The organism is Bacillus sp. NMCN1, assembly GCF_002998085.1.
Lineage (GTDB): Bacteria > Bacillota > Bacilli > Bacillales > Bacillaceae > Bacillus.
The window spans coordinates 78,202-94,248 of the sequence record NZ_PVQL01000001.1; the positions used below are offsets into that span (position 1 = coordinate 78,202).

Here is a 16,047-nt window from a genome sequence, read left to right on the forward strand (position 1 = left end):
CTTTTGTGATTCTTTTATTTTACAATAAGCACAGGTATATCTGATTTTGATGATAACTTTTCACTTACACTGCCAAAGAGCATTTTTTTCAATCTACTTTGGTCACGTGCTCCCATGACGATGAGGTCTGCTGATATGTCTTCAGCATATTCGATAATCGCTTCCGCTGGTTCCCCCTCAACAATTTCAATGGCAGCTTCAAACTGCTCCTCATTTAAAAGCATTCTTGCTTCCGCAACGACCTCTTCTGTATGATCTTCAAAAATCAAGGGACTTTGCTGTTCATCATGAGGTACATACACAGGGGGTGTTTGAAGATCTGCCATGCCGCCGCCGATATAAGCTCCGCCAGTCATTGGGCGTGGTGCATCAAACACCTGTCTGCTTGATTTGCCATCATGTGCATAGACAACGGTTAGCTTGGCATGCAAGGTTTTAGCTAAAGCGATTGCCTTTTTTAATGCTTTCTTACTGTCTTCATGTCCATCAAATGCAACGACCATCCGATCAGCTTGAAACATTGTCCTCATTCCTTTCAAAAGGAGTCTTTACACTCATGGTATACCCGTTATCTGAAAAAGATACACATGAAGGTGGTGAACTTTTTGTTAGAAAATTTCATTTATTGAAAAATATTTATTGACAAAATGGTGACAGCCACTATAAGATAAAAAAAGATTCAAGAGCCAAAAGGAGGAAATGTCATGTGCAACGTTGGAAGAATGAAATCAAACTGCATGAACGGGTTGATTCACGTGACAATTACACCTTCATTGGTCATTGAAAAGGGACTCGTATGTTCCAATTGATCGGATGAATCAAGGCGTATGTTGCGTATTTGTCAACATGCGCCTTTTTACATGACTAAAAGAGGCGTACCAGACAGCTGGTTGCCTCTTTTTTTGTTGTATTCATTTCGCATTTCGAAATAAAGGAATGGAGATCAACAAGTAAATGAAGAGGAGTGAAAGCATGTGAACATGCCAAAAACAAGACAAATGACAAAAACCAAAAAAAGGAAACAAGGTGACAGCCAGGAAAATCTAGAAAGCGGCTAGCTTTAAAAGGAGAGACAAACATGTTTTCAGTATTTGCGAAATTAGGCTGGTTCTTCAAACAAGAGTGGAGGCGTTATACGATCGCCATTACGCTCCTGCTCATTGTGAATGTGCTTGAAATGCTGCCGCCAAGATATCTTGGGCAGGCAGTTGATGACATTCGTTCTGGTCAATTTACAACATCCAGTATGATGTTTTATGTAACCATTTTTTGCTTGCTAGGTGTCGTCGTCTATACGCTGACATATTTTTGGATGTATCAGTTATTTGGCGGCGCAAATGTCATGGAGCGTGTGATGCGCGGGAAGCTCATGCGTCACTTACTTAAGATGACACCGACCTTTTATGAAAAGAAAAAAACCGGTAATTTAATGGCATTAGGTACAAACGATTTAAATGCTGTGGCTTTAACGACAGGTTTTGGCGTTCTGACATTGGTTGATTCCACTGCTTATATGCTGATGATTTTCTTTACGATGGGGCTGACGATTAGCTGGAAATTAACCTTAATGGCGATCATCCCTATGCCGCTAATGGCGCTCTTGATTGCGTATTATGGCAGCAAGATTCATGATCGCTTTACAGTTGCTCAAGATGCATTTGGTGATATGAACGATCGCGTCCTTGAATCAGTCGCAGGCGTCCGGGTTATCCGTTCTTTTGTACAGGAGAAACAAGATGTCGAACGCTTTCGCCAAATGACAGATGATGTATTTCAAAAAAATATGAGAGTGGCGGTCATTGATTCATTGTTTGAGCCGACAGTGAAATTACTTGTCGGTGTCAGTTACTTAATAGGAATTGGCTACGGAGCCTATCTTGTATTCCAAAGCGATTTAACCATTGGTGAGCTTGTCGCATTTAACGTCTATCTTGGAATGATGATTTGGCCAATGTTTGCGATCGGCGAATTGATTAATATTATGCAAAGGGGAAATGCGTCGTTAGACCGGTTGAATCATACACTCAGCTACAAGCCGGATGTCACAGACGCTTCTCAGCCAAAAACGTTACAAGAGCCTGGCGATATTCAGTTTGACCGCGTGACATTCAGATATCCAACTTCCCCTAAGGATAATTTAATTGATGTGTCCTTTACGGTTCGAAAAGGGCAGACAATCGGAATTACAGGCAAAACAGGAAGCGGTAAAACGACCATCGTAAAACAGCTTCTGCGCCAATATCCAACAGGTGATGGCCAAATACTGCTATCCGGTGTCCCAATCCAAGAGGTCGAATTGGATCAACTATTTCAATGGATTGGATACGTACCGCAGGATCATATCCTTTTTTCAAAAAGTGTAGAAGAGAATATGCGCTTTGGTCATCGGGACGCAAAACAAAATGAATTAGCACAAGCGATCAAAGATGCTTATTTTGAAAAGGATTTACGTCTTTTGCCAGAGGGTCTCGAAACCATGGTCGGGGAAAAAGGTGTGGCGCTGTCAGGTGGACAAAAGCAGCGAATTTCCATTGCACGCGCTTTATTAATAGACCCCGACATTTTGATACTGGATGACTCGCTTTCTGCGGTAGATGCAAAAACAGAAACCGCTATTTTAGAAAATTTAAGGCAAAATCGTCATGGGAAAACGACATTTATTACGACTCATCGTCTATCAGCTGTTGAGCATGCGGATCTCATACTTGTCATGGAAGAGGGACGCATAGTCCAAAAGGGCACTCATGAAGAGCTCATTCAGCAAGATGGGTGGTACAAAGAACAATTTCTGCGTCAGCAGCTGACAAACCAGCTGGAAGGAGGGGATGAGGCATGACAACAGGAAGAAGACTCCTTGCCTACGCACTCCTTTATAAGAAAGTACTGTCTGTTGCCTTAATCTTTCTCATCATCGCAGTAGGTGCTGAGCTGACAGGACCATTTATTGGGAAGAAAATGATTGATGATCATATTTTAGGTGTAGAAAAACCATATGTCGAGGTCAATGAAAAAACAGACAAAACCGTTTATTACCAGGGAAATAACTATATACGAAGCGATCGATTAGACAGTGGTATGGAATCTGGAAAACAAATTAATGTGGTGCAAGTTGGATTCGGTTACTATTTTGTGAATGAGCCGATTCGCTTTGATGGAAACCGAAAAATTTCTGGAGATCAGCTTACTATTGAAAATGGGAACGAGCGTGAGATCTATCAAGTACAGCGTTTATCAAAAGAGGAAATTTTCTCTTTTTATGAGCCGGAAATCAGTGGTTTGGTGCAGCTTGTTCTATTTTATCTAGGGCTTCTCATCATTGCGATTTTCTTTCAGTATGCGCAGCATTATCTTCTTCAGCGGATAGCCAATCGAATTATTCAAAAAATGAGGGTAGATGTATTTGAGCATATTCAAACGCTGCCTATCCGGTATTTTGATAATTTACCGGCTGGAAAGGTTGTAGCGAGGATTACCAATGACACAGAAACCATTCGTGATTTATATGTGACAGTCCTCGCTAATTTCGTGACGAGTGCTATTTACATGATTGGAATTTATATTGCCATGTTTTTATTAAATGTGAAGCTGGCACTCATTTGTTTGGTGGCGGTACCGATTATTTTCCTATGGTCGATGACCTACAGAAAGTTTGCATCCGTGTACAACCACCGCATTCGTTCGATCATTAGTGACATCAATGCCAAGTTAAATGAAGCCATTCAAGGGATGACCATTATTCAAGCGTTTCGTCATGAAAAAGTGACGAAAGAGGAATTTGATGAGCTGAACAACAATCACTTTCGATATCAGCGAAAGATGCTGCATTTAAATTCACTTCTGTCGCATAACTTGGTTAACCTGCTTCGGAATTTAGCATATGTGGCACTCATTTGGTATTTTGGTGGTGCGTCCTTAAGTGCGACGGGCATTGTGTCAATTGGTGTGCTCTATGCGTTTGTCGATTATTTAAATCGATTATTTCAGCCGATTACAGGCATTGTGAACCAATTCTCGAGATTGGAATTAGCAAGAGTTTCATCGAAAAGGGTTTTCCGATTATTGGATGAGCCAGGAACAACAGTGGAAGAACCTGTTCAAAAGAAAATGGAGGGACACGTTCAGTTCCAAGATGTCACCTTTGCTTATAATGAAGGGAATAATGTATTAAAGAACATTACGTTCGAGGCCAAAAAAGGCCAAACAGTTGCACTTGTGGGACATACCGGTTCTGGGAAAAGCTCGATTATGAACTTGCTGCTGCGTTTTTATGACATTCAGCAAGGAGACATTCTCATAGATGGGGAAAGCATTTATCACCAGTCACGCCAAACGTTGCGTAAACAGATGGGCATTGTGCTTCAAGACCCGTATTTATTTTCCGGAACGATTGCATCCAATGTCAGCTTAGGAAATGAAGACATTAAAAGAGAAACGATTGAATCATCATTAAAGCAAGTAGGCGCAGCAGAGTTATTGAAACACCTGCCAGAAGGATTTGATGAACCAGTCGTTGAAAAGGGAAGTACTCTTTCCTCAGGAGAACGTCAGTTAATCTCATTTGCCCGTGCATTAGCGTACGATCCAGCGATCTTAATTTTAGATGAAGCCACCGCAAACATTGATACAGAAACAGAAGCGATCATTCAGCGGGCGCTTGATGTCGTCAAAGAAGGTCGAACGACTTTTGTCATTGCTCACCGATTATCCACCATTAAGAAAGCCGATATGATTCTGGTATTAGAAAAAGGTGAAATTGTCGAGCGAGGCAGTCATGATCAACTCATGCAGCAAGAAGGGCTGTATGCGCAAATGTACGAACTGCAAAAGGGTGCTGTTGCAAACAGCTGATGAATAACAAAAAAGAGCCTATTCACATTGAATGAGGCTCTTTTCATTTGCATAAAAAAGTCGAGGATTCGTTTTTGACCTCGACCTTTACTCGTTAAATCGTTTACACGAGCTGCATCATCAATAGGCAATACCCACGCGTTGATGTACAAATTCCTTTGAATTTAACTGCTGATATAAAAAGTGTGCGGTATCTTCAACTGAAATTTTCTTTCCATTTATAGGGAGAAAATCTTTCTCATAGCGATATGACCGTGTCACTTCTCCATCTGGTAAATAGGTTGGACAAATAATGGTCCAATCTAGATCAGTCGATTGAAGGATTTCAAACGCTTTGGCATGCTCTTTAGCTGCTCGGGAAGTGGTCCGTCTTGATTCATTTGTTTCAAAACGGTAAAGCTCCGGCTGCTGCCTTGCTTTTAAAATACCTGCCGTACCGATTGTGATAATTCTTGATGTATTTGTTTGCTTCATGGCTTGTACGATATGCTCCATTGAAACAGATAATGTATCATCACCATCTGTTGATAGACAGCTCACAACAATATCTGCTCCTTTGATCGCCTCAAGCACATCTTCTCGATTTCTTGAATTGCCGGTGACTTGAAACATACCCTCAAGCATTTCTTCTCGGTTTGTCCGAATCAATGAACGAACTATGTAACGATCATCTACTTGAACAAAACGAAGAAATGCTTGTCCTACACGTCCATGAGCACCGAAAAGAGCTATTTTCATCTGTTCGATCCCTCCACTACATACTATAAGTGAAAAGAACCCAAAATGGTACAATTTTTATGTGATGCTTTTTTTATAAAGGTGAAAGGACCGAATACTATGAGCATATTCACATAATAGAGAGATACCTACGAATTGTAGAAGTTCAAAGTTCATACCTGAAATAATGTCCATGAAGATCCGCTCCTTTCTACTACATGATATGAGCTGGAAAGGGGATTGGTGAGGGATAAAAATAAAAAAGAAGACACCTTAAGAGGTGCCTTCTATGATCCAAATATGAAATTAAGCTTGTGTTCCACCCATGTGTTGTTGAGCGTAAGATACAAGACGCTTAGTGATTTCTCCACCAACTGATCCGTTAGCGCGAGATGTTGTTTCTGCACCAAGGTTTACACCGAATTCAGAAGCGATTTCGTACTTCATTTGGTCGATTGCTTGCTCTGCTCCAGGAACTAGTAATTGATTTGAACTATTAGAATTTGCCATGATGTGAATCTCCTTTTTGTATATGATTTGTTTTTTTGGTTGGGTTTGCTGGAATCGCACCAGCGAAATGAGCAAGTCATTTGCCACTTGACGAAACCCAGTGCAGTAACTGCTTTGTACTAAGTATTATGGTGATTTCTGAAAAAAACATACGAGAAAAGAACATGGTAAATGTTGTTCAATATGCAAAAAAACCATCACTCAATCAGGAGTGATGGTGCTGCATGTATCTCTTTATTCAGCGGAGCGAATGCGGAGCTCCGTATCCGAGTCAAAGAAGAGGGCTTTGTTCATATCGATGGCAAGAGGTATAGATTGTCCAGCCTGAACATCGGTACGAGAATCAACACGTGCAATAAAAGACTGACCATCGAGAGATGAGTAAAGCATCGTTTCTGCTCCCATTAATTCAGCAACTTCTACGTTGGCATCGATCTTTGTCCCCTCAGACGCCTCTATAAACACGGGTTCATCATGAAAATCTTCTGGCCTGATACCAAGGATGATATCTTTTCCGATATAACCTTGGCTGCGTAATACCTTCATCTTTCCTTCTGGTACACGAATATGCGTTTTTCCAACTGCAATGGCACCGTCAGAGAGCTTTCCTGTGAAAAAATTCATCGCAGGAGAGCCAATGAATCCACCTACAAATACATTCTCTGGATTTTCATATACATCCTTCGGCGCTCCAACCTGCTGAATAAAGCCATCTTTCATCACAACAAGGCGAGTAGCCATTGTCATAGCTTCAGTCTGATCATGTGTGACATAGATAAATGTCGTTTGCAGACGCTGATGAAGCTTAGATATTTCAGCACGCATCTGAACGCGAAGTTTTGCATCTAAATTAGAAAGCGGCTCATCCAAAAGAAAGACCTTTGCATCACGCACAATTGCTCTCCCAAGTGCAACACGTTGTCTTTGACCGCCAGACAGAGCTTTTGGTTTTCTGTCTAAATATTGCTCAAGCCCCAATATTTTCGCAGCATTTCGAACCCGCTCATCAATTTCTGCTTTCGGGAACTTCCGCAGCTTTAATCCAAAAGCCATATTATCGTACACATTCATATGAGGGTATAATGCATAGTTTTGGAAAACCATTGCAATATCCCGGTCTTTTGGTGCTACATCATTCATCCGTTTTCCGTCTAACAGAAAATCCCCTTGTGAAATCTCTTCAAGTCCTGCAATCATGCGAAGGGTTGTTGATTTTCCGCACCCAGACGGTCCAACAAACACAATAAATTCTTTATCTTCTATATGTAGATTAAAGTTGTCTACTGCTGTTACCTTGTTATCATACACTTTATAAATTTGATTGAGCATCATTTCAGCCATAGATGATAACCTCCCCATCCTCTTATTGAAAGCGCTTTACCTGTAAATAAAGTGTATAAAATGGGGAAGCGTCTGTAAATGGACAACGTGCACAACATCTCATTTTCATTTTTGGGCAGGATGCTCATGTCATTGATGGTTATGAAAGGTCCAGAAGATTCATCATAAAATAAACAGCAGATGCTTCTGGAAAATGCCGTATATCAATCCCTGTGCGCTCAATAAATTTATCAATTCGATATTGAAGGCTATTTCTGTGTACATATAAAGCTTTTGCTGCCTTGGATGCATTTAAGTTACATTGCATATAGGTCATGAGGGTGCGGTAAACGTCCCGATCAAAGACCGCCTCTTTAAAAGCATCTGAAATAGCATGAGAGAGGGCGGATTCATCATAACGTATGAGTGATGGCAGACATTGATAAAATGTGGAAATCCCTGACCTAAGCTTTCCTCGCTGCACATGGTCCAAAAAAAGCTGCTGTTCATTTAACAATTTCTTCTGTAAATGTTCATTTGGCAAATGGAGCTGTCCTTGTAAAAAGACTGAGTCTGTTAAAAAGTCACTTGTAATGGCTAGAGACAAATCGTTTAGCAGATCTAATTGACCTTTGTCGGATGTAGCGTTTGTTTGAATCAGCATCGCTGTATCAGCGCCTGTCCAAATAAAATGAGTATGTTCGAGGCTGTGAACCACAGCCTCTTTTATTTGCTGTCTTTGTTCTGCTTGATGTGACATTTTAAAATAATATACACGGACGGGGTGCTGAACGGTTAGTGGTTTGTTATCAAAAAGATAGCTGTACCATTTTTGTTCATCCTCAGTCTGTTTGGTATGAGATAGATCAATTGGTGTAAGGAAAGTATTGAGAAGAAGTGTTTCTCTTGCTGTAAGCTCTGATTTGTCTACTCCAAATAATTCGCCTTCGTCTGTTTGATACCAAAGAATTTGATGATCATTTGTAGGTGAGCTCATCATATGCTCTCCGTAAACAAGCTTTAATCTTTCTAACATGGCGAAGCTCCTTAAACAGTTTAATCATAGACATGGAATAGCATTAATTCGTGGATTTCTTCTTTTAAAGTTGGTTCGACTTCATGGGGCGGAAGCTGAGAGCCCCATTCAATATCACCTGTTTTGTGGTAGATGCCTTCGTAGTGCGCACCATTGTGAAAAAAGGATATTTTCCAGCCTGGCAACTGTGCTTTTTTAAAGAGAGGTTTCCATTGAAAATGAGAAATCATATCATCATTGCCTCCTTGCTTTTATTGATGAAACAATAAATAAACACGACAATACGGAAACAACCTTGAACTTGATTTTATTGTATCTCATCTGATGAAAAGAGCATAGGAAAAGCATAGATTTCATAAAGTCATCACTTTAAAATGAAAAACAGTCAGTAGACGTTTGTGTGGTCTGTAGTTGTTGAGGTCGTTTGTGAAAGATAAGATGCGTAATCCATGATTCTTTTCCCAATCAGCCTTTCTGAGTTTCTCAATGAGACATGCTGGAAAATCTCGCGGCCAGGGCGAGAATTGGCTTCAAACATCCAGATAGCTCCTGTCTGATCAATGCCTAAATCAAAACCGATTTCACCAATATGACCGGACATTTTTTCATCAATCACCTGACTAAGCGTGATGGCAGTATGAGAAAGCTGCTCTAAAGTCTTCAAACGCTTCTTCTTTCCTGGAAAAACATCATAAAGTGTTTTCACCGAGCCACCATGTGAATGGTGAGTCGTGACTGTGTGATTGCCAGAGACTTTTGCTGCTGCTGCCGTGACTGTCCAATGACCATACTTATTTTTATTGGTATGAACTCTGAAATCCATTGGTTGATTGTCTATTTGAAGAAGTTCAATGCCTTGTTGAGCCATAAAGTCTTGAATTGCGTGATCTTTCCGGAGCTTGTTAATGAAATGCTCTATTGAGTCATATGGAACAACCCTTCCTTGATTTGAGCATACAGTAATTTCATGAGCCTTCTTCTTTAATTGATAAATACCGTCGCCGTGACTTCCGTTCGACGGTTTTAAGTATATGACCTGATGTAGAAGGAGGAGCGTTTCTATTTTATTTAGAGCGTCCACCGGGTCCAATTGTATGGAATGTGGAAGAAAAGGACATGTTTTTTCATCTGTTAACAGTTGTTCATGAATATCCCATTTATTAAAAAAATAAGGGTTGAACCAAGGAATATCATAGTCTTGAGTGAGTTTACGTTTTGTTTCTTGAATGAATGCCGACTGAGCAGCCTTTCTATTTGGAAGACGGTCGTAAATGACTGACGGCAGAGGCATCTGTTTTTTAACCCATGTTTGCTGTTGGTACAACAGTCCTTCTACTATTCCTTTATCCCAATCAATAGAATGTGTACCAAAAAGATAGGCAAAACCAGCATGCTGCCTGAAAGAGTGCAGCAGTTTGATAAAAAAGTCTGATCTCGTTCCTAGTGGCTGCGTGCTTTGCTCAAAACCTGCGGTGAAAATGCCAAGCAGTGGCCCTATAAACAGTGTATGATCAATGGCAATCACATCAGCTTTTGATTGGTAAGGAATTAGTAAATCCCTGTATAGATCTTCTGATAATAAAATTTTATTTGGATGTTGATGATAGGAAACGGTGAAGTCATCTACTAAACGGGAACCTAAAGCAAGAGAATAGATCGCCTCCTGCTGTTTAAAATGGACGGGAAGATGAACTGTTTTTTCACTTGTGAGATGAGGGGCGATGATGCAGCGATTTTTGTTCATAAGATACCTCCTTCGGTTGAGACTTCATCGATTGGGCATGTGCAAGAATGGTACGAATCAACTGATTTTCCTTGTCAGGATAAGCTTTTAAAAAAGCGGATCGCCCTGGCTTTGATCTTATATTTGATATGAATAGCCTGCCTTCACTTGTATGGAGTAAGTCTACAGCGAATTCAAAGCAAGGGGAGAAGGTTTTATCTATATATGCTGGGAGAGATGCTTGAATAGATGCAATATCATCTAAAAGAAGCTCTTTGATGTGCGGCTGCAAAGTGTTTAGATAGTGATCAAAGCCTATCATAGTGGCTGATTTTTGTGTAATGCGTAAATGACTATTTTCTGTAGGTGATTTTGTATGAATCCCTATGCGATTCCATTGATTTTGTGAATCTTTCATAAGGAATATCCTTATTTCGTTGAATAAAAAGTCTTTTTGATCACTCGTCTGAAAAAATTGAAGGAAATATCGTCCTACGTACTTTTTGCACCAGCGCTCTATATCTGATGGATGCGAAAATGTGATGATTTGCTCAGAACTTAGCTGAACAGTGAAAGTGTTGTCTTTTAAGAAAATGAAGTAAATAGATGCTGCATGCTGTTGAGAGAGCGGCTGCATTTTACAATAACCGTCTTTCCTTACCATGTTGAGAAGGTCCGATGGCTCTTTTAATAATGAGCAGACAGGTAAATATGGCTGTAAAGAAGGGAGGAGGCGGAGCTGCTCGAATAGCAACATTTTATTTGAAATACTTGTATTCAAAAAATCTGTTTTCGGATACTTTTTCAGCCATTCCATGATTGGTTTTGCTTTTTTAGATTGTGCGTCATGCTTGTAAAGACATCGATCGTAAATCAAGTCAGGAATCTCAAATTCTGATGCAGCAAATCCTTGACCATTCGTATAAATTTGACCTTGTATCAAATTTGAAGCCGGCTTTAAATCAAGTGGTGTAAAACGAACAACCTTTAAACCATAAGCAGGGGCAGCTTTGGCTAGCCCACGTGTGAATTTCTCTTCATACTTCGGAGAAAGGGTCACAATACCTAATGTTGATGTCATTAAAAAACACCTTCTTTTCAACTTCTTTTTTTACCAGCAGAAAAACACTTTTTCATGATTTTACATAAAGATTGCGCTCCTTTATCATTACGACAGATCGATTGATCATATGTCTAGCAGCATGCTTCATTTGCTTGGGAACTTGACAACAACTATAATACGTATAGGTTAAAACAATAAACATCAGGTGTTATTTGAAAGGTTGATGACGACTTTGAATATATTCACAACGTTTATCTTTATGATTGTGATAGGCGCAGTCATTGGAGCAGCGACAAACCATCTTGCAATTAAAATGCTTTTCCGCCCTTATAAGCCGTATTACTTATTCGGGAAACAGCTTCCTTTTACACCAGGGCTCATTCCTAAAAGAAGAGACGAAGTAGCCAAGCAGGTTGGTGTCATGGTTATGGAGCATTTGCTCACGCCAGAAGGTATTCAAAAGCGATTTGAATCATCAGAGGCAAAGCAAGAGATATTGCATACAGTCCATCGATATATTGACAAAGGCACTGAAATGGAGATAACAGTGCTATCTTTGCTTGAAAGATTCGGCGTATCACAGGCTGACGTCAAAGCAGATGAATGGATTCATGAGTGGTCTGATCAGAAACTCAATTCACTGCTTGAAAAATATAATGAGCAAACTTTATCTGAATTGCTTCCGCTAGATGTGGAAAACAAAATATCTTCAAAAATTCCAGATGCAGCAGATTATATTTTAAAGAGAGGGATTCATTATTTTGAAAGCGAGGAAGGAAAATCAAGACTCGGTAATATGATTGATGACTTCTTAAAAGAAAGAGGAATGCTCGGCAGTATGGTCCAAATGTTTCTAGGGAATTCAAGCTTAATTGACCGGATACATCCTGAAATCATCAAATTTTTAAGAAACGCAGAAACAAAAAGGTTTTTATCAGATTTGCTTGTTCAAGAATGGGACAAGGTGAAGCAGTTCTCCCTACATGAACTTGATGAAAGATGGAATGTGAAGGAACTTATATTTAGTGTGAAAAGCCAATTGCTTTCCCATTTCTCTACAAAGCTGATATTAGACAGACCAGTTGGAGCATATGTCAGTGCTGTAGCGGATGATCTTAAAACACACGTTGCCCCAGTACTGATTCATAAGGGGATGAGTGCGGCATCAAATGCTTTAGAGGGTTTGCTTGCAAAGCTGCAATTTGAAGACATCATTCGTGAACAAATTGAACTTTTTCCGCTAGAAAAAATGGAAGAGCTTGTCGTCAGTATTTCCAATAAGGAGCTCAAGATGATTACAATCTTAGGCGGTCTTTTAGGCGGATTAATCGGCGCAATCCAAGCAATCTTTGTCACGCTTTTTTAAGACAAGCTAGAGAAATTTTGATGAATTCATTGTATATATGTGAAACGAAAGCCATAGTTTGTTATAGTGGAGTGGTGTCCGCCGATCATATCGGTGATAACGGATAGAAAGGAGACATAACATGTCTGTAAATGTTTATGATGTTGCATATGACCTTGAAAAAGCACTGCGTCATAGCGAAGAATATTCAACTTTAAAAAATCTTTATGATGAGGTAAACGCGGATGAGTCCTCTAAAAGAATGTTCGAGAACTTCCGGGACATTCAAGTAAACCTTCAACAAAAACAGATGACTGGTCAAGAGATCACACAAGAAGAAGTGGAGCAAGCTCAAAAAACAGTGGCACTTGTTCAACAGCACGATAAAATCTCTCAGTTGATGGAAGCAGAACAACGTGTGAGTGTTCTCATCGGAGAATTAAATAAAGTGATCATGAAGCCTCTTGAAGAGCTTTATGGGAATCCAGAAGAAAATGAATGAAAAGGGCGATGATATTCGCCCTTTTTTTTAACATGTTCCCTGTCCAACTTTTCAAAAAAAGGTTGTCGAAGCTCATAAATTCTGCGATAATACTTATATTGAAAGTGCTTTCAAATGAGCGCTCTCATGGGACAATTGGGTGCGTTTCACTTGGGATTTACGGCGATTAGCCAAACGAGAGAGAAGCGCTTCTGGGAGAAACGCAAAGCATAAGGGGATCTGATATAAGCAATGCTTTGGTGTGTGAAAGATAAGGGGATCATGGGGAGCTTCATCACCTCATTGTGACGCATCCAAATTATACATAAAAAAAAGCCTAGGGGTAGGCTTTTTTTATTTACAAAAGATTCATAAATTGGGCTCTTTCAACTGCATGTTCTAAAGCACCAAGCTAGGGCATATCCTCATCGTAAGTACAGTCATCAAGAAGGGGGATGCCTCAGTGTCAAAAAAACTACTTGTACTCAATATAGATGGAACGTTACTTCGTTCCAATGGAAAAATCCATTCCGCTACAAAAGAAGCTGTGGAATACGTGAAGAAAAAAGGGGTTTACGTGACGATTGTCACCAACCGGCATTTTCGTTCCGCACAAAAAATTGCCAAGGCGTTGAAGATTCCAACGTCAACCCTTGTGACGCATAGTGGTGCATTTATCGCGAATAAACTCGATGAGCCGCTTCATGTGAAGAAACTAACGGAAGAAAAAACATTTAACCTTGTGCAAATCCTTGAAAGCTTTGATTGTAATGTTCGCTTGCTGCATGAAAAATTCTCGATTGGCAACCGGAAAAAAACTCAGTCACAGCTGATGGGAAAGACGTTGATTCATCCGTCTGATCCGATTTTTTATCCCGTGCAATTTGTTGAATCGTTAAGTGATATGCTGATGGATGAACCGGTCAGTACACCAGTCATTGAAGTATATTCGACCGCAGAGCTTCAGCCTGAAATTCACAGGACCATTCAACAAGCGTTTCCATCTGTCGATCTCATTCGGATCAGTGATGAGAAAATGAATATTGTATGCAAAGGAGTATCGAAAGAAGCGGGACTTTCTCTTTTGACCTCAGCATTAGGTTTGACTTTAGAAGATACGGTGGTCATTGGACAGGGGATAGATGACATCCCAATGCTTGAATTGGCTGGCTTAGGCGTTGCGATGGGAAATGCACCTCATTCTGTCAAGCGTAAAGCCGATTGGGTGACACGTTCGCATGATGAACAGGGAGTCGCTTATATGATCAAGGAATACTTCAGAATGCAGCAAAGAGAAGGATTTTTACATCAATTCGATATTAAACGATAATATAGACGAAGGCCCTGTCAATTAAGAAATGGCAGGGTCTTCAACTGTTCCAGTCATTGCTTTTCCTACATGAATTTTGTAAAATGAAACAAGTTTGAAGATAAAGGTGATACGATGCGAATTTTAATTAAAGGGCTGTCAGATGAACGATTTCATCGCCCGCTTGTCAATATAGCCAATTTATTTGAAGAAGATAGTGAAGTGCTGTTTGATCCAGATGAACTGGATGACAGCCTAGCCATGGTGTTTAACTGGAAAGAAGAAAATGGAATAGTAGAAGCATCTGGTCACATCGCTGGATCAGATATCACTAGTCGTTTTTCGCGAGACGTCCCAGAGGGTTTGAACGACAAGGAGCGCTGGAAGCAAATCAAAAACACAGTGCTGTCTGTTTATTTACATCTGCTTCAGGAGCACACAGGGATGACGCAAAAGTGGGGTATTCTCACAGGGATACGTCCTACAAAATTACTTCATAAGATGCTGAGAGAAGGCATGACAAAGGAAGATGCCCATGCCGCATTAAAGCGTGATTATTTGATTCATGATGAAAAAATCGATTTGATGCAGGAGATTGTCGACCGTCAGCTTCAAGCGATTCCTGACCTGTATGACCTTCAGCAGGAAGTAAGTATTTATATTGGTATTCCTTTCTGCCCAACAAAATGCGCCTATTGCACGTTCCCTGCTTATGCCATTAAAGGACAAGCTGGAAGAGTGGGAACGTTTTTGTTTGGTCTGCATTATGAGATGCAGAAAATCGGCACTTGGCTAAAAAAACATGGGATCAAAGTGACGACCGTTTATTTTGGAGGAGGCACGCCGACGAGTATCACTGCGGAAGAAATGGATTTGCTGTATGAAGAAATGTATCGCTCATTCCCTGATGTGAAACATATACGGGAAGTGACTGTCGAAGCAGGGCGTCCTGATACGATTTCGCCTGATAAGCTAGAGGTGCTAAACCGCTATCATATTGACCGGATTAGCATTAATCCACAATCGTATGAGAATGAAACACTGAAAGCCATTGGCCGGCATCATAGTGTAGAAGAAACGATTGAAAAGTATCACTTATCAAGACAGTATGGCATGAATAATATTAATATGGACTTAATTATTGGTTTGCCGGGAGAAGGGCTACAGGAATTCCAGCATTCCTTGCAGCAGACTGAAGAACTTAAGCCTGAATCTTTAACCGTGCATACGCTCTCCTTTAAAAGAGCGTCTGAGATGACGCGCAATAAGGACAAATATCAAGTAGCAGACCGAGAAGAAATCACACGTATGATGGATGAAGCGGTCGCTTGGACGAAAGCACATGACTATCACCCCTATTATTTATATAGACAAAAAAACATCTTAGGAAACCTTGAAAATGTCGGGTATTCATTAGATGGCCAGGAAAGTTTGTATAATATCATTATTATGGAAGAAGTGCAGACAATCATTGGGATTGGATGCGGTGCTGCTAGTAAATTCATTGATCCGCGTTCAGGGAAAATTACGCAGTATGCCAATCCAAAAGATCCAAAATCGTATAATGACCGCTATGAACACTATACCGAAGAGAAAATTGAATTTCTTGAGTCATTATTTGTTCCTCACGTTTAAACACTGCGGTGACGCAGTGTTTTTTTCATTTGTAAAAGGGTATATAAGTGATAAAAAGTT

The 16,047-nt window shown here is 40.2% G+C and carries 14 protein-coding genes; 6 read left to right on the plus strand and 8 right to left on the minus strand.

What is annotated here, in order from left to right; all coding sequences use genetic code 11:
• Positions 1 to 14 precede the first annotated feature (14 nt).
• A complete protein-coding gene (locus tag C6W21_RS00485; RefSeq protein ID WP_106048892.1) occupies positions 15 to 521 on the minus strand; it encodes a universal stress protein in 507 nt (168 codons plus the stop codon).
• A 557-nt stretch (positions 522 to 1,078) separates the two neighbouring features.
• On the opposite strand from C6W21_RS00485, the gene bmrC reads away from it, so the two are divergent.
• Positions 1,079 to 2,836: a multidrug ABC transporter ATP-binding protein BmrC gene (bmrC, locus tag C6W21_RS00490; RefSeq protein WP_106048893.1), complete on the plus strand. Its 1,758-nt coding sequence runs from the start codon at positions 1,079 to 1,081 to the stop codon at positions 2,834 to 2,836.
• A complete protein-coding gene (locus tag C6W21_RS00495) occupies positions 2,833 to 4,848 on the plus strand; it encodes an ABC transporter ATP-binding protein (RefSeq protein ID WP_106048894.1) in 2,016 nt (671 codons plus the stop codon). The genes bmrC and C6W21_RS00495 overlap by 4 nt, the downstream gene beginning before the upstream one ends.
• Before the next feature lie 120 nt (positions 4,849 to 4,968).
• On the opposite strand, the gene C6W21_RS00500 is transcribed toward C6W21_RS00495, so the two are convergent.
• The 7 genes from C6W21_RS00500 to C6W21_RS00530 form a co-directional block, all read right to left on the minus strand.
• Positions 4,969 to 5,586 carry an NAD(P)-dependent oxidoreductase gene (locus C6W21_RS00500; protein ID WP_106055863.1) on the minus strand — a complete coding sequence of 206 codons (618 nt, stop codon included), beginning with the start codon at positions 5,584 to 5,586 and terminating at the stop codon, positions 4,969 to 4,971.
• 285 nt (positions 5,587 to 5,871) lie between these two features.
• Positions 5,872 to 6,075: an alpha/beta-type small acid-soluble spore protein gene (locus tag C6W21_RS00505; RefSeq protein ID WP_034663637.1), complete on the minus strand. Its 204-nt coding sequence runs from the start codon at positions 6,073 to 6,075 to the stop codon at positions 5,872 to 5,874.
• 234 nt (positions 6,076 to 6,309) lie between these two features.
• Positions 6,310 to 7,416, minus strand: coding sequence for an ABC transporter ATP-binding protein (locus C6W21_RS00510; protein WP_106048896.1), 1,107 nt, complete (start codon positions 7,414 to 7,416; stop codon positions 6,310 to 6,312).
• Positions 7,417 to 7,555: 139 nt separating this feature from the next.
• Positions 7,556 to 8,431 (minus strand): helix-turn-helix domain-containing protein, encoded by an 876-nt coding sequence (locus C6W21_RS00515; protein ID WP_106055864.1) that lies wholly within the window; start codon positions 8,429 to 8,431, stop codon positions 7,556 to 7,558.
• Positions 8,432 to 8,451: 20 nt separating this feature from the next.
• Complete coding sequence (locus C6W21_RS00520; RefSeq protein WP_003211787.1) at positions 8,452 to 8,661, minus strand: YheE family protein; 210 nt, start codon at positions 8,659 to 8,661, stop codon at positions 8,452 to 8,454.
• A 155-nt stretch (positions 8,662 to 8,816) separates the two neighbouring features.
• Entirely contained in the window at positions 8,817 to 10,175 is a 1,359-nt protein-coding gene (locus C6W21_RS00525; RefSeq protein ID WP_106055865.1) for a YheC/YheD family endospore coat-associated protein, read from the minus strand.
• Positions 10,132 to 11,235 (minus strand): YheC/YheD family protein, encoded by a 1,104-nt coding sequence (locus C6W21_RS00530; RefSeq protein WP_106055866.1) that lies wholly within the window; start codon positions 11,233 to 11,235, stop codon positions 10,132 to 10,134. The genes C6W21_RS00525 and C6W21_RS00530 overlap by 44 nt, the downstream gene beginning before the upstream one ends.
• Positions 11,236 to 11,449: 214 nt before the next feature.
• On the opposite strand from C6W21_RS00530, the gene C6W21_RS00535 reads away from it, so the two are divergent.
• The 4 genes from C6W21_RS00535 (at position 11,450) to C6W21_RS00550 (ending at position 15,987) form a co-directional block, all read left to right on the plus strand.
• Positions 11,450 to 12,583, plus strand: coding sequence for a DUF445 domain-containing protein (locus C6W21_RS00535; protein WP_106056202.1), 1,134 nt, complete (start codon positions 11,450 to 11,452; stop codon positions 12,581 to 12,583).
• Between the two features lie 121 nt (positions 12,584 to 12,704).
• Entirely contained in the window at positions 12,705 to 13,064 is a 360-nt protein-coding gene (locus C6W21_RS00540) for a YlbF/YmcA family competence regulator (RefSeq protein WP_034663625.1), read from the plus strand.
• A gap of 442 nt (positions 13,065 to 13,506) precedes the next feature.
• A complete protein-coding gene (locus C6W21_RS00545; RefSeq protein ID WP_106048900.1) occupies positions 13,507 to 14,373 on the plus strand; it encodes a Cof-type HAD-IIB family hydrolase in 867 nt (288 codons plus the stop codon).
• A gap of 114 nt (positions 14,374 to 14,487) precedes the next feature.
• On the plus strand, positions 14,488 to 15,987 hold the full coding sequence (locus C6W21_RS00550; RefSeq protein WP_106055867.1) for a coproporphyrinogen III oxidase: 1,500 nt from the start codon (positions 14,488 to 14,490) through the stop codon (positions 15,985 to 15,987).
• The last annotated feature ends 60 nt before the right edge of the window (positions 15,988 to 16,047 follow it).